Here is a 13,105-nt window from a genome sequence, read left to right as displayed (position 1 = left end):
AGGGGTTTCTTTCGTCACGTGAACAGTATAGCAGAATTAGGCTTCGGATTCAGCTCTCGAACGCGATCTCCATCTGCGTACCCTCCCCGAGACGGCTCCTCACCATGATCTGCGCATGATTAATTTCAGCGATATACTCCGCCTCGTCCGTCAGCCTCCCCATGGCGATATCCCGCACCTGCCGGTATTCAAAGACCAGCAGGATGGCGTATGCCACCATCAGGGCCGCCATGGTGATGACGATCATGCTTTTCTGAATTTTTCTGCGCAATACTCACTCCCTGCTCCGGATGCGGTAGCCGCCCCCCCGTATCGTCTCAATCTGGCTCCCGGCCGCACCGAGCTTCTGGCGGAGCGTCCGCACATGGACGTCCACCGTCCGTGTCTCCCCGTCAAATTCATAGCCCCAGACGTCGGCAAGAATCTGATCGCGGGAGAGCACGATCTCCGGATTCAGCATGAGCTTGCGGAGAAATTCGTATTCTTTCAGCGTCAGCGGAACCTCTTCTCCCCCCGCGGTGACAATATGGCGCAGACTGTCCATCGTGATCGCGCCGACGGAAAGAAATTCATCGGGCGAAAGCACCCGTCCCGGCACGCGCTCCGACTTCCGCTCCGCAGCGCTCTCTGCGCCGCGTTCCGACGCCCGTTCCGAAAGCCGTTCTGCGGTGCGCTCCGGAAAGCCTTTTGCCGGAAGACCGGTGCTTTCCAGCGTGTACACCACAAGATCCCGGATATTATTGTCATCTTCCACGTAATAAATCATAGCGCCACCCGCCCCGAAGCACGCTCACAGATTCTCTTTATACACGCCGCCGCACCGCGCGCTGGCGGCAGCCCCCGGAAACGCCGCAATGCCCTGCATGTCCGCAGGAATCATGCAAAATTTACGTCGTTCAGCGCCTCCTCGGCAACACTGACGCAGTTATCACTGATACGGTCGAGATTGTAGAGAATCCCGGCATAGACGCCGGTCATGCTCTCCGCGCATTTCCCCGCCTTGACCCGCGCGAGATGCGCCTTGCCGAACTGCTTTACCGCCTTGCGCATTTTCCGCTTGGACTTCATGATGGCCGCCGGATCGACCGTTGAACCTTTATACATCAGCCCGAACGCCTGCGCAAACATATCGGAGCAAACGTCGATACACCCCTTGATCTCGTCAACGGCATCTCTGGAAAAGCTCTGCCCGCCGGCTATGACCGTCCGCGCAGACGCGGCGATCTCCCGACATCGCTCCGACACGCGGTCCACGTCGTTCACGACCGCGAGGTACCCCGCCGCCTCCTCTGACTGCTCCTGCGAGAGAGAACCGCTTGAAAACATCTCAGAGATGTAGTTGATGAGTCCCGTCTGAATGCTCTTTGCATTTTCATAGGCGGAATCAAAGGCGTTTACCATCTTCTTTCCGCGGGGCCCCGACACACTCTGAAGCACGGCGTTCCCGCGCACCTCCTCCGTCAGCAGAGGAAAGAGCTTCGACGCGACCTTGGTCAGATTCTCGATCTCCTCCGAGACCAGATACAGCGCCGCGGCAGGCTGCGCGACCATATGGCGGTCCGCTTGGCATCCCGGCTCTGTCCGATCGAAGCGAGGAGCGCCGTGATCGTTGTGCCGATATTGTCGCCGAGAAGAATCGGAATCGCGCCGGTAAGACCGATGACACTCGTCACGCCGTCCGGCCCCGCCTGCGACGCAAAGCTCTGCAGCACCGCGATGGTCGCGGAGCTCGACTGCACGACAAGCGTCATACCGAGTCCCAGCAGGACGCCGAAAACCGGGATATCCGACACCTTCGCCATCAGCTCCGTAAAGACAGGGCTCACGGCGAGCGGCTTCATGACGCTGCCCATGATTTCAATTCCCTCGAACAGCAGACCGAATGAGAAAATAACCATGCCGATGTTTTTGATTTTTTCATTCTTCGAGACGAAATGAATAAGAAAACCGATGAAAATAATCGGGTAAATATAATTGGAAATGTCAAAGGCAATGAGCTGCGCCGTCATGGTGGTTCCGATATTGGCGCCGAAGATCACGGAAATCGCCTGCGGCAGTCCCATGAGCCCCGCGCTGACAAAGCCGATCGCCATCACCGTCGTAGCGGAGCCCGACTGGAGAATCGCCGTGACCAGCGCGCCGGCCAGCGCCCCCATGATCGGATTTCTGGTGAGGAAGCCGAGGATGGCCCGCATCTTCTCGCCCGCCGCTTTCTGAAGCGCCTCACTCATACTGTTCATCCCGAACAGAAACAGCGCGAGCCCGCCGAACAGACCGAACAGCACTGTGATGGTTTCACGAATTGTCATGGATGATCTCCGTTCCGGGACGCCCGCCCCAAGCTCTGTAATCGCCGCATTGATCCATTTTCTGCAACTATCATCCTAATGGAGCCGGGCGCCGTCCCGATAGCAAAAAAATGTTAAAGCTGTGTAAAATCCATGTAAATTCCTCTCGCCTCGCCGTTCTGTCCGGCTCTCCCCTCATCCCTGCCAGAGGTTCTTCTCCTTATAGCCGGCCGCCGTCCGGGTCGCCGCCAATCCTCCCGCCGCCGTCTCCCGAAGAGCTCCCGGAATCATGTCTCCGACGGCTTTCATGGCTTCAACAACCTCGTCCGCAGGGATCCGGCTTTCGATACCGGCCAGCGCCATCTCCGCGGCGGCAAGCGCCTCCACCGCCAGAATGCCGTTGCGCTTGACACAGGGCACCTCGACAAGACCGGCGACCGGATCGCAGACCAGCCCCAGCACACTTTTGATCGCAAAGGAAACCGCGTGCAGAACCTGCCGAGGACTTCCTTCCATGAGCTCTGTCAGCGCGCCGGCCGCCATCGCCGAGGCGCTCCCGCACTCCGCCTGACAGCCTCCCATCGCTCCGGATACGCTGGACACGGTCGCGATCACCATCCCGATCGCGGAGGCCGTGAACATGGATTCCAGAATCTGCATTTCCGGGATCTCAAATTCCTCCTCGGCGCTTAAAAGAACCGCCGGAAGAATCCCCGCCGCGCCCGCCGTCGGCGCGGCGCAGATGCGTCCCATTCTTGCGTTCTGCTCCGAGACGGCAAGCGCGCGCATCAGAACCTTTCTTCCTCCCGCGCCCAGAAGCGACGCCGTCCGCTCCGCATGCTTCCGCATCCGGACGGCATCGCCGCCGGAGAGGCCGCTGGACGACAGATCCCCGCAGCGGCAGCCCTCCGCCGCCGACTCGCGCATAACCGCATAGCGCAGGCGCATCCCCTCAAGCAGCTCATCTCTGCTCCGGCCGGATTCTGCCGCCTGCTGCCGGAGCACAATATCACTGATCCGCGTCTCCTCCCGCTCTGCCAGCTCCGCGAGCTGGCAGAGCGAAGTGTATCGAATCTCTTCCATCAGAAGTCCCCCCTCTTCGGCAGCCGGACGCAGCGCCTTACCCCGGCGGCCCGGCACAGCCGCTCCATGCAGCTCCCGGGGATTTCACCGTCCACCTCGATCACGGTCACGGCCTTCTCCCCTCTTCCGCTTCGCGAGGTGCGGAATGCCGCGATATTGATTCCATGCTCGGACAATATCCCCGCCAGCTCGAGAATGACGCCCACCTGATCCCGGTGCATGACGACCAGCGTTTCCAGCTCGTTGCCGAGCGCCGTCTCGAGGCCGTCCAGCGCTCTCACACAGATGCTCCCGCCCCCGACCGAGGCGCCCAGAAGCTCCATCCGCCCTCCCCGGCTGCCGACGAGGGAAATTCGGGCCGTGTTGGGGTGATACTCCGGGTCTCTCGCGCATTGAAAGCGGTCCTGCAGGCCTCGCTCCCGCGCGGTCTCGAAGCTGTCCGGAATCCCCGTGTCATCCGGCTGCACCCCGAGAAGTCCCGCCACAATCGCCCGGTCGGTGCCGTGCCCCCGCCCGGTATCCGCAAACGAATTATACAGCGTAATATCCGCCTCTGCCGGCTCCTCCTGCAAAAGGAGCCTTGCCGTGCAGCCGAGCCGCACGGCCCCCGCCGTGTGAGAGCTTGAGGGCCCGATCATAATCGGTCCGATCATATCCAGTGCATCCATCGCCTGTGATCCCGTCTCCTAAATATGTTTCCAACTATTATACTATTTTCCTGTCGCGTGCTGTTTTCAGCGGACATAAATTATGATAAAGTCCGTAAATAGAAATTGCTGTACAGGCCGCCCGCGGCCGCGCCGGAAAGCGGCACGTGCTCCGACACAGACCGCAGTGCAAAAAATCAGCGCATCCGCGTGTTTTTCACATATACCGCGCCGAGGAATCATGACATGAACAAAATCATCGCTTATTTTCAGAATGCCGGCAGACTCCGGATCGCCATGACCCTTGTCGGCAACCTCTTTGTCGGCCTCGGCGTCGGCGTGTTCAAGCTCTCGCGTCTCGGAAGCCCGCCCTTTGACGGAATGAACATGGCGATAGCCGAGGTGCTCGGGATCCCTTACCCGCTCCTGCAGATTATCGTCAACCTTTTTCTGTTCGCGTTCCAGCTCTGGCTGGGGCGGCATCTCCTGGGCCTCGGCACTGTGCTCAACGCGTTCCTGCTGGGATATATCGTCACGTTTTTCTATGAATTTTTCCTGCAGTTCGGCGCGCCGCAGAGCTTTCTTCTCCGGCTTGTCATCATGGCCGGAGGCGTGCTTTCCGTCGCGTTCGGTCTGTCGCTCTACCAGACGGCTGACCTCGGCGTCGCGCCCTACGACGCGCTTTCGATGATCATCGGTGAACGGCAGCACAGGCTGCCCTACTTCTGGTGCCGTCTCGCGACCGACGCGGTCTGCGCCCTCCTGTGCTTTCTCTTCGGCGGCATTGTCGGCCTCGGCACGCTCTTCTCCGCATTCGGCTTCGGCCCGTTCATCCACTTTTTTGATCTGCATTTTTCAAGGAAGCTGGTAAGAAAAAGCGAGGCCCCCGTCAGCAAAGGCGCCCGCTCTCAATAGCATACCCCCTGTCCGCAACGGAGAGGGTGCTCCTGCGGTGCGACACCAGAACCACCGTGCGGCCGGATTCCTCCGCCTCGTTCCGCAGCGCTTTGAGAATGATGCCCTCGTTCAGGCTGTCCAGATTGCTGGTCGGTTCATCGAGCAGCAGAAACGGCGCGTCGTGCAGAAATGCGCGGGCCAGACCGATGCGCTGCTTTTCGCCGCTGGAAAGGACATCGCCGAGCTCGCCGGCCCTTGTCTCGTAGCCGCGGGGCAGCGTCCGGATAAAGTCATGGATGCTGGCCTTTTTTGCCGCCTCCTCCACTTCTCTGTCCGTGGCGTCCGGCTTCCCGATGCGGATATTGTCGCGGATGCTGACATTAAATAAATCGGTGTCCTGCGTCATATAGCTCTCCAGCGTCCGCAGGTGCGCCGTGTCGATCCGGCCCACGTCGGTACCGGAGATCTTCACGCTGCCTCCCGGCGCTCTCCAGAAGCGCATCAGGAGCTTCAGCAGCGTGCTCTTGCCGCTGCCGCTCCGGCCCGTGACGGCAACGATCTCGCCTCTTCGGAAGTCCGCGCTGAGATCATGGAGAATCGTCTCCCTGTCATAGGCAAACGTAAGGCTCTGCACGGACGCGCCGGTGAAATCCGGCCTCTCGCCGTCTGTGACATCCGGCGTCTCCGGCTCCTCCTCCAGAAGCGAAAGCACGCGCTCCCCGGCCGCCAGCGTCGCGTCCATGGCGGCACTGAGATTGGCCAGCGCCAGCACGGGGCCGAAGGATGCGGATAGCATCACCGTCGTCATCACCACAGCGGGAAAGCCGACCCGCAGCGTCATTCCCGCTCCCAGCATGCAGAGCGGAAGAAGCTGCACCAGCGCGCCGGACCACGAGGCCGCCGCGCTCTCATGTCTTCTGATTCCCGCCTGCACTTCATTAAGCGCCGCGGTTTTTTCCCTGATCTCCTCCGCTTTCTTCTGCCCCTGAGAAAACTGCAGCACCTCGCGGATCCCCCGGAGACTCTCCAGAAACACGTTGTTCAGACCGCCCAGCCGCGCCCTCGCCTCCATTCCCCGGGCGCGTCCCATTCTGCTTGTCATCAGCGGCACGGCGATGCCGATCATCGCATAGCTCACCGCGGCAAGCAGCCCGAGCAGCGGATGAAAGGCGCCGATCAGCAGCGTCATGACGAGAGAGACGACGGCGGCGATGCACACCGGCGCGATCGTATGCGCGTAAAACACCTCGAGAAGCTCGATGTCGCCGGTGATCACCGCAATGAGATCGCCGCGGCCCCTGCCCTCGAGCTTTGCGGGGGCAAGCGTTCGGAGCGCGCCGAATACCCTGTCCCGTATGACCGCCAGCAGACGGAACGCAATGTAATGCCCGCAGGTCTGCTCGCCGTAGCGGAGCCCCGCCCGCGCGGCCGCAATAAGGATCATGATAACCACCGCTGCGGCGAAACTGAGTCTCCACGGCGAGACGCCCGCCGCCGAAAGAAGAAGATGCGCGGCCAGCACCGTAATAAAGATCGCGCAGAGATATCCCAGCGTGCCGAGCGTAATGCAGGCCAGCATCACATGGAGGAGCGGCGTAAGAAGCCGGATCAGTCCGCCCATAATTTTTATTCCGCTTCTCCGCTTCATACCGCCTCCCTCTTTCCGAACTGCTCCAAGGCCGCCTGCGCCTTGTATAAGGCGGCATAGCCGCCGTTTCGCGCCGTCAGCTCCGCATGCGTTCCCAGCTCTCTCAGCTCCCCGCGCTCGAGATAGGCGATCGTGTCAAAGCCGGTGATATTGGCGAGACGATGCGAGATAAGAAGAACGGTGTGCTTTCCTTTCATGGCGTAAACCGCCTCCATGATGGCGGCCTCGCTCTCCGCGTCGATATTCGACGTCGCCTCGTCGAAGAGATACACCGGACTGTCTTTCAAGAGCGCCCGTGCGAGAGCGAGCCGCTGTCTCTGACCGCCCGAGAGATTTTCGGCGCGGTCCCCGAGAAGAAAGCCGAGGCCGCCCTGCGCCCTGACAAAGTCCCACAGCGCGACCTTTTGCAGCGCCTCGATCATCTCCTCGTCGGAGGCGTCCTCTTTTCCCTCCCGCAGGCAGTCCCGCACCGTTCCGGCAAAAAGATAGCTGCCGTCGGACACGACGGTAATGAGCCTGCGCAGGCTCTCTGCCGAGGCGTTTTTCAGCTCTGTTCCGCCGATCGCGGCGCTCCCCTCATAGCCGGTCCGGATGCCGGAGAGGATGAGGCCCAGTGTGGATTTGCCGCAGCCGGACTCTCCCGCCACCGCAAAGAGGGAGCCCCGGGGAACGGTGAAGCAGAGGTCTTTCAGGACCTGCTTTTCCCCGTCATACGAAAATGACAGATGACGTGCCGCAATGTCTCCGTTCTCCGCCGTCTCCGCGCCGTTCTTCCGCTCCGGCAGATCCATGAGCCGGAACATCCGTTCCGAGGCCGCCACGCCGTTCATGGCGGTATGGAAATAGCTTCCCAGCGCGCGCATAGCGAGAAAGAACTCCGCCGAGAGCATCACCATTGCGAACGCCTGCCCGAAGCTCACGCCGCCGCGCAGATACTCCCGCGCCGTGAGGATGCAGCCCGCCGCGCTTCCGCCGTAGGCGACGAAATCCATGACCGCAACGGAATTGAGCTGCATGGTCAGCACTTTCATCGTAACCCTGCGGAAGTGCTCCGCCTCCGCGTTCATATCCCTGTGCCTCTGCGCATCCGCGCCATATACCTTAAGCGTCGTGAGCCCCTGCAGATTTTCGAGAAAGCTGTCGCTCAGATTCGCGTAGGCGTCCCAGTATTTTGCAAGAAGCCGCTTTGCAAAGCGCTGAACCTTTACGATGGTCATCGGAATCAGCGGCACGCAGAGAAACAGCACGATCCCCGTGAGCGGCGAAAGCGGCAGAAACACAAGCAGGAGCGTCAGGGGCGCAAGCATGGCGAAGAAAAACTGCGGGATATAATTGGCAAAGCAGCTCTCGAGCTGCTCCACGCCCTCTCCCGCAAGCTGCACGACCTCCGCCGTGGGAAAGCTGTCCGTATAGTCTCCGCCGAGCCTGCGAAGCTTGTCGTAGATGCCGCCGCGCATTCTTGCTTTCACGCAGGCTGCGGCGCGGTGCGACGCGCCGGCGACGAGGCGCGTCAGCGCGAAGCGGACAGCAATGCACAGCAACGCCGTGATAAATACAGCGGGGAGCAGTCCGCCCCCGTCTTTCAGGCTCTGGAGCTGGCTGCCGACGGAAAACCACAGCACAATGCCGGCGACGAGGCTCGCCCAGCTCAGAATGACCTTTTGGATGATATACTTCATGGCCTCCGGCACCAGACCAAGAAGCCGCTTATTCAGCATCATGCGCTGTTTCCCCCTTTATCCTGCGCTCCCGCGCGATTTCCTCCGCCCGCTCCTCCGGGCAGGTCTTCATGACAAAGCCGAATGCGACGACGTGCGCCGCCCACACGACCGCCATGACAATGCCGCCGATCCGCGCGCCCTGCGAGCCTTTCACAAGATACGCCCGCAGCATGAAGAATTCCGACAGCCCCATGACCGCCGTCACCGCCGCCAGAATATGGATTTTCGCGGACCGGGTCATCCCCTCTCCGCAGCGCACCGTCTCGAGATGGCTCTGATACAGTTTGGTAGAGCAGAGCCACCGGCTGAGCCTTTCCGAGCTTCTCGCAAAGCAGAATGCTGCGGCAAGAAGAAAGGGCGTCGCCGGCAGTATCGGCAGTGCCGCCCCCAAAGCGCCCAGCGCCGTGCAGAGGATGCCCGGAATGATCAGGACGGCGCGGCCGCCCCGGGCTCTGCTTTTTTGAGGAGCATTCCCTGCAGAGGGTCCGCTCCTGTTTTTTTCATGATTCCTGTACTGTTCCTGTTTCATATCGCTTCTCTGTCCTGTCGTCTCCTGCTGCCCGCGTGCAGCCTGAGGCTGTACAGGCGGGCAGGCAGGCATTTGGTTATTTGCCCCTAACAGCATGTCACGAAATGCTCCGCGCTTCAAGGAGTTTGCGTATTTTTATAAAGAATAATGACATGACCGGGAAAAAGAACGGCAGGAGATTACAATGGATATGCGGCACAGATGCCGCCGGAATTACCCGCGCAGCCGCAGCCGTTCCCGCACGGTTTCGGCTGCGTGATACAGCCGCTCTCCGCAAGCCTCAAAAAACATCTGATATCCCTTACAGAAATAATTGGGCCCGGCCGCGCCCCCCGGCCCCTCTGTCCGGTTTCTGTAACAGCCGCAGCGGCACAGATGCCGCCACCGGCAGCCGAGACATTCCTGCGGGAGAACGGAGGATCTTCTTAAAAAACCGATCTCCTCTCTTCTTGCGCCGATGGCGGGAAGGAAGTCTTCATTGAAATTCCCGAGACGGTATTCATCCAGCGCATAAAAATCACAGGGATAGACGCTTCCGTCCGCCTCCACCACATACTGGATGCCGCAGCTTCCCCGCTGCTCGCAGGCCTCCGGCATCCTGCCCAGAAGAAGCATGATGTAATTGTCGAACTGCCGGATGTACGGCTCCTGCTGCTTCAGAAAATCCCCGTACCACAGCTCGAAAAGTTCGATCAGAAACCGTCCGTACTGATCCGGGAGGAGAGAATATTCCCGCCTGCCTCTCTCCTCGTTCAGCGGGTCCAGACAGCTGATGTATTGCTGATAGTGCCAGCCGTTTGCCCGGTACGCCTCATAAATTTCGCGGATATGCTCCGCCGTCTCTCTGTGCACCACCGTCAGGATGTTGTAGTCGACGCCCGCTTCCTCCATGTGCCGGGCCGCGCGCACCGCGTGCCGGTACGTATCTCCTCCGTCGCCCGCGTGCCGGTATTTGTTGTGAATTTCCGGCAGACCGTCGACCGAGACGCCGAGCAGAAAATGATGTTCTGCAAAAAAGCGGCACCACTCCTCATCCACCGCATAGCCGTTGGTCTGCAGCGCAAGATGAATTTCCGCATGATTGCGGTTGTATTTCCCGACATATTCGACCGCGCTCCGAAAAAAATCGAGCCCGGACAAGGTCGGCTCCCCGCCCTGAAATGCCAGCGAATAGGTACCCTCCGCGCGCATCAGCGTGCGCTTGATGACGTTTCTCAGGGTTTCTTTTGTCATCCGCCCATAGGAGCCCTGCTGCCTTTTATTCATCTCATCGCAGTAAAAGCAGTAATCGCAGTGCAGGTTGCAGGCCCCCGAGACCGGTTTGATTAAAACGCTGATGGCAGGCATGGCAGCAAATTTTTCCTCTCTTCCTCACAGGGCTTTCGTCTTCTCTTTCAGGACATCCGCAAAATCGCGCAGAACTCCGGTAATTACTTTATCCTTATGATAAATAAGATAGAATTTCTGCAAAAACACGAGCCCCTCCGGGTAAATCCTTATGATCTCGCCCCTTTGCAGCGGGGCCTCCGCAAGGCTCACCGGCAGCACCGTGACGCCGACGCCTCTCCTGACCGCGTTGATCAGCGCCATGGAACTCTCCGATTCCCAGACAGGATGGATTTCATAGCCCGCGGAAAACATGACGCTGTCGAAAATATGACGCGTCCCGCTCCCCTTTTCTCTTAAGAGAAAGGGAAGGGCCGCAAACTCGGCCGCCGTATACATTTCCCGGCCGGCATACTTCCCGACCGGCGGCGCGACGGGAACCAGCGTACTCTGAAACAGCTCCTCCCTGACCAGCATTTCTTCCGCGCCCTCGATCGACGGCGTCTCAACGATGGCGAGCTCCAGCTCGTTCGACGCGATTTTCCGCCCCAAAATTCTTGATGGCTGAATCACGACCTCTATATGAAGCTCCGGATGATCGTGTCTGAAATCCTCCACGAGCTCCGGCATGAGCTGATAGCCGGTCGTGATGCTTCCGCCGATCCGTATCACCCCGCTCTGATTCCATGACAGCATCCCCGCTTCCATTTCCTCCAGAAGCTCGAGCACCCGGACAGCATACTGCAAAAACCGCTTCCCCGCCTCCGTCAGGAAAAGCCGCCGCCCGATCCGGTCAAAAAGCAGTACGCTGTAATGCTCTTCCAGCTCACGAACGGCGAGGGACACCGCCGGCTGCGTGGTGCAGAGCTCCCTTGCCGCCCGGCTCAGATTATTGCCGTTTCGGCAGACGGCTGCAAATATTTTCATATGTCTGATCGTCATACGTTCGGCCCCCGTACCCGTATATCCTTTTTCATATATCTTTTCCGATATGACTCATATAAAAATATATAATTTTACATGGGATGTTTTCAAGCTTATAGTGATAACAAGGGCGCCTGGTAAATCCATTGCCCTTTTCGATTTCATTTCCCGATTTAACTTTCTATCCATCTTTCTATCCATATGGAGGTTCTCATGGCAGGTTCCGTCCCAGACGTAAAAGGCCGCGCCCCCGGTCTTCCGGAATCCAGAGGCGCGATTCTCAAAAAGCTGTTCTTCTCAACGCTGTATCTGAGCGCGTTTACCTTTGGCGGCGGCTACGTCATCATCACGCTGATGAAAGAAAAATTTGTCGATGAGCTCCACTGGCTGGATGAGGATGAAATGCTGGATCTTGTGGCGATCGCCCAGTCCTCCCCGGGTCCCATCGCCGTAAACGGCGCCATTGTCCTCGCCTATAAGCTGGCCGGCGTCCCCGGCATTCTGTGCTCCGTCGTCGGCGCCGTCCTCCCCCCGTTCGTGATCCTTACCGCCGTCTCGTTCTTTTACAATGCGTTCCGGAGCAATTTTGTAATTCAGTCCCTCCTGTCCGGCATGAAAGCCGGCGTCTCGGCCGTCATCATCTCGGTTGTTCTCGACATGGCGGGCGGCATCGCAAGGTCGCGGGATATCATTCTGATCGGCACGATGATCGCCGCCTTTGCGGCCAATTATTTTCTGGGCGTCAACGTCATCTGCATTATCCTGACTGCCGCCGGAATCGGCGCCGCAAGAACCATCCTGCGTGAACGAAAGAAGAAAAAAGAAGAGACAGACGGAGGAGAACGGAAATGATTTACTGGCAGCTGTTTTTTGCCTTTCTGCAGATCGGCGCTTTCAGCTTCGGCGGCGGGTATGCCGCCATGCCGCTGATCCAATCGCAGGTGATCGATCGGTACGCATGGCTCAGCATCGAGGATTTCACGGCGCTCGTCACGATTGCGGAGATGACCCCCGGCCCGATCGCCATCAATGCCGCCACCTTCGCCGGCAATCAGGTAGCCGGCATCCCCGGCGCGCTCGCGGCGACCGTCGGCGTCATTCTGCCCTCCTGCCTCCTTGTCACCGCCTTAGCTTATCTCTACAATAAATACCAAAAGCTCGCCCTGATACAGGGAATCCTGAAATCGCTCCGCCCCGCCGTGGTCGCCATGATTTTTTCCGCCGGCCTGAACATCCTGATCCCCGCGCTTTTCCGCTCCGGCTCGGTTTCTTTCGCCCCGGGGAATTTTCAGCCCCTCATGGCCGCCTACTTCCTCGGCGCGCTGCTCATCCTGCGGCTGAAAAAGAAAGTGAACCCCATCGCGGTCATGGCCGGCTGCGGCGCAGCGCAGCTGATTGTGCAAACGGTGATGAGGGGAGGGTGAGGCAGCTGAATTCTATGTATAGTATAAAGACTCCTCAAAGCACATTACCTTGGGGAGTCTTCCATTATTCACCAGATCTTATTTTCTAATTTCCTATAATGGTTGATAAATTGGCATTCACCATAGCGAATGCCTGTTCTGACGTCATCCCCTGCGCTATATACTGCGCATATGCCTGTTGGACCAACTGCTCTTGCGTTAATTGAAGAGTAGTTGCGCCCACTGCCGCGGAGCCTAATGCCATAATATCCGTTTGAACAATAAAACTATATGCCTCAGGATTTGCAGTTAATTGCGGCATGATGATATTGATTCTAGCCAAAGCCGTCGCCGAGTCAAACCCAGCCTGAATATATAGCTGGTATGCCAATTGCACTGCCTGCTCTAATGTAAGACCGATTGCTGCCGTTGTTGCTGCAACGCGTAAAGAGTTTAAGTCCTCTTGAACAATATCGTCTACAGAATCAGGCTGACTCATCAGTTCTGACATTTTAGTTTGAACCCGGTTCATGGCTGTGTCCGAATCCATTCCATTCTGAACATATAGCGCATATGCCCGCCGAACAGCCGACTGAGCCGTGTAAGCCGGCGCTGTATACGTTACTCCTCTTGATGGTG

13 protein-coding genes and 2 pseudogenes are annotated in these 13,105 nt (G+C 58.8%); 3 read left to right on the top strand and 12 right to left on the bottom strand.

Translation table 11 applies throughout. The features are described 5' to 3' along the window. Positions 1–49 precede the first annotated feature (49 nt). The 6 genes and pseudogenes from E0E20_RS10790 to sdaAB all read right to left on the bottom strand — a co-directional run bounded on the left by E0E20_RS10790 (position 50) and on the right by sdaAB (position 4,039). Positions 50–271, bottom strand: coding sequence for a hypothetical protein (locus E0E20_RS10790; protein ID WP_130838208.1), 222 nt, complete (start codon positions 269–271; stop codon positions 50–52). 3 nt (positions 272–274) lie between these two features. After that, positions 275–529 (bottom strand): annotated as a pseudogene (locus E0E20_RS14800) (winged helix-turn-helix domain-containing protein); the annotation flags it as partial. A 347-nt stretch (positions 530–876) separates the two neighbouring features. Further along, positions 877–1,551, bottom strand: a complete 675-nt coding sequence (locus E0E20_RS10780) for a hypothetical protein (RefSeq protein WP_130838206.1) — start codon at positions 1,549–1,551, stop codon at positions 877–879. Continuing rightward, positions 1,551–2,309, bottom strand: a pseudogene (locus E0E20_RS10775) (Na/Pi cotransporter family protein); the annotation flags it as partial. The pseudogene E0E20_RS10775 and the gene E0E20_RS10780, both read right to left, overlap by 1 nt. Positions 2,310–2,483: 174 nt before the next feature. Beyond that, positions 2,484–3,371: an L-serine ammonia-lyase, iron-sulfur-dependent, subunit alpha gene (gene sdaAA, locus E0E20_RS10770; protein WP_130838205.1), complete on the bottom strand. Its 888-nt coding sequence runs from the start codon at positions 3,369–3,371 to the stop codon at positions 2,484–2,486. Further along, complete coding sequence (gene sdaAB, locus E0E20_RS10765; RefSeq protein WP_130838204.1) at positions 3,371–4,039, bottom strand: L-serine ammonia-lyase, iron-sulfur-dependent subunit beta; 669 nt, start codon at positions 4,037–4,039, stop codon at positions 3,371–3,373. Before sdaAB ends, sdaAA begins: the two co-directional genes overlap by 1 nt. Before the next feature lie 225 nt (positions 4,040–4,264). Here sdaAB and E0E20_RS10760 point away from each other — a divergent pair, with 225 nt between their 5' ends. Continuing rightward, positions 4,265–4,933 (top strand): YczE/YyaS/YitT family protein, encoded by a 669-nt coding sequence (locus E0E20_RS10760; protein WP_130838203.1) that lies wholly within the window; start codon positions 4,265–4,267, stop codon positions 4,931–4,933. On the opposite strand, the gene E0E20_RS10755 is transcribed toward E0E20_RS10760, so the two are convergent. The 5 genes from E0E20_RS10755 to E0E20_RS10735 all read right to left on the bottom strand — a co-directional run bounded on the left by E0E20_RS10755 (position 4,908) and on the right by E0E20_RS10735 (position 11,081). After that, positions 4,908–6,563, bottom strand: coding sequence for an amino acid ABC transporter ATP-binding/permease protein (locus E0E20_RS10755; protein ID WP_207302863.1), 1,656 nt, complete (start codon positions 6,561–6,563; stop codon positions 4,908–4,910). The two genes, E0E20_RS10760 and E0E20_RS10755, sit on opposite strands and share 26 nt — an antisense overlap. After that, positions 6,560–8,284, bottom strand: coding sequence for an ABC transporter ATP-binding protein/permease (locus tag E0E20_RS10750; protein ID WP_207302862.1), 1,725 nt, complete (start codon positions 8,282–8,284; stop codon positions 6,560–6,562). Before E0E20_RS10750 ends, E0E20_RS10755 begins: the two co-directional genes overlap by 4 nt. Continuing rightward, positions 8,271–8,813 carry a YbaN family protein gene (locus E0E20_RS10745; protein ID WP_130838202.1) on the bottom strand — a complete coding sequence of 181 codons (543 nt, stop codon included), beginning with the start codon at positions 8,811–8,813 and terminating at the stop codon, positions 8,271–8,273. Before E0E20_RS10745 ends, E0E20_RS10750 begins: the two co-directional genes overlap by 14 nt. Before the next feature lie 213 nt (positions 8,814–9,026). Continuing rightward, positions 9,027–10,160: an anaerobic sulfatase maturase gene (locus E0E20_RS10740; RefSeq protein WP_130838201.1), complete on the bottom strand. Its 1,134-nt coding sequence runs from the start codon at positions 10,158–10,160 to the stop codon at positions 9,027–9,029. Between the two features lie 24 nt (positions 10,161–10,184). Further along, complete coding sequence (locus E0E20_RS10735) at positions 10,185–11,081, bottom strand: LysR family transcriptional regulator (protein WP_130838200.1); 897 nt, start codon at positions 11,079–11,081, stop codon at positions 10,185–10,187. 195 nt (positions 11,082–11,276) lie between these two features. Here E0E20_RS10735 and E0E20_RS10730 point away from each other — a divergent pair, with 195 nt between their 5' ends. Both E0E20_RS10730 and E0E20_RS10725 read left to right on the top strand, forming a co-directional pair. Then, positions 11,277–11,915, top strand: coding sequence for a chromate transporter (locus tag E0E20_RS10730; RefSeq protein WP_130838199.1), 639 nt, complete (start codon positions 11,277–11,279; stop codon positions 11,913–11,915). Beyond that, positions 11,912–12,487: a chromate transporter gene (locus tag E0E20_RS10725; protein WP_130838198.1), complete on the top strand. Its 576-nt coding sequence runs from the start codon at positions 11,912–11,914 to the stop codon at positions 12,485–12,487. Before E0E20_RS10730 ends, E0E20_RS10725 begins: the two co-directional genes overlap by 4 nt. 85 nt (positions 12,488–12,572) lie before the next feature. Here E0E20_RS10725 and E0E20_RS14270 read toward each other — a convergent pair whose 3' ends face one another. Next, positions 12,573–13,016, bottom strand: coding sequence for a hypothetical protein (locus E0E20_RS14270; protein WP_165444074.1), 444 nt, complete (start codon positions 13,014–13,016; stop codon positions 12,573–12,575). Positions 13,017–13,105 lie beyond the last annotated feature (89 nt).

It is taken from the genome of Lachnoclostridium sp. Marseille-P6806 (assembly GCF_900625025.1).
In the GTDB taxonomy this organism is placed as follows: Bacteria; Bacillota; Clostridia; order Lachnospirales; family Lachnospiraceae; genus CAG-791.
Note: the sequence above shows the minus strand (reverse complement) of the source record. Positions and strands in the feature narration are given on the sequence as shown.

Coding starts and splice junctions, on each gene's coding strand:
- E0E20_RS14270 (WP_165444074.1), bottom strand. CDS start 13,016: ATGGATTCGGACACAGCCATGAACCGGGTTCAAACTAAAATGTCAGAA.
- sdaAA (WP_130838205.1), bottom strand. CDS start 3,371: ATGGAAGAGATTCGATACACTTCGCTCTGCCAGCTCGCGGAGCTGGCA.
- E0E20_RS10755 (WP_207302863.1), bottom strand. CDS start 6,563: ATGAAGCGGAGAAGCGGAATAAAAATTATGGGCGGACTGATCCGGCTT.
- E0E20_RS10745 (WP_130838202.1), bottom strand. CDS start 8,813: ATGAAACAGGAACAGTACAGGAATCATGAAAAAAACAGGAGCGGACCC.
- E0E20_RS10735 (WP_130838200.1), bottom strand. CDS start 11,081: ATGACGATCAGACATATGAAAATATTTGCAGCCGTCTGCCGAAACGGC.
- E0E20_RS10740 (WP_130838201.1), bottom strand. CDS start 10,160: ATGCCTGCCATCAGCGTTTTAATCAAACCGGTCTCGGGGGCCTGCAAC.
- E0E20_RS10760 (WP_130838203.1), top strand. CDS start 4,265: ATGAACAAAATCATCGCTTATTTTCAGAATGCCGGCAGACTCCGGATC.
- E0E20_RS10750 (WP_207302862.1), bottom strand. CDS start 8,284: ATGATGCTGAATAAGCGGCTTCTTGGTCTGGTGCCGGAGGCCATGAAG.
- E0E20_RS10780 (WP_130838206.1), bottom strand. CDS start 1,551: ATGGTCGCGCAGCCTGCCGCGGCGCTGTATCTGGTCTCGGAGGAGATC.
- E0E20_RS10725 (WP_130838198.1), top strand. CDS start 11,912: ATGATTTACTGGCAGCTGTTTTTTGCCTTTCTGCAGATCGGCGCTTTC.
- E0E20_RS10730 (WP_130838199.1), top strand. CDS start 11,277: ATGGCAGGTTCCGTCCCAGACGTAAAAGGCCGCGCCCCCGGTCTTCCG.
- sdaAB (WP_130838204.1), bottom strand. CDS start 4,039: ATGGATGCACTGGATATGATCGGACCGATTATGATCGGGCCCTCAAGC.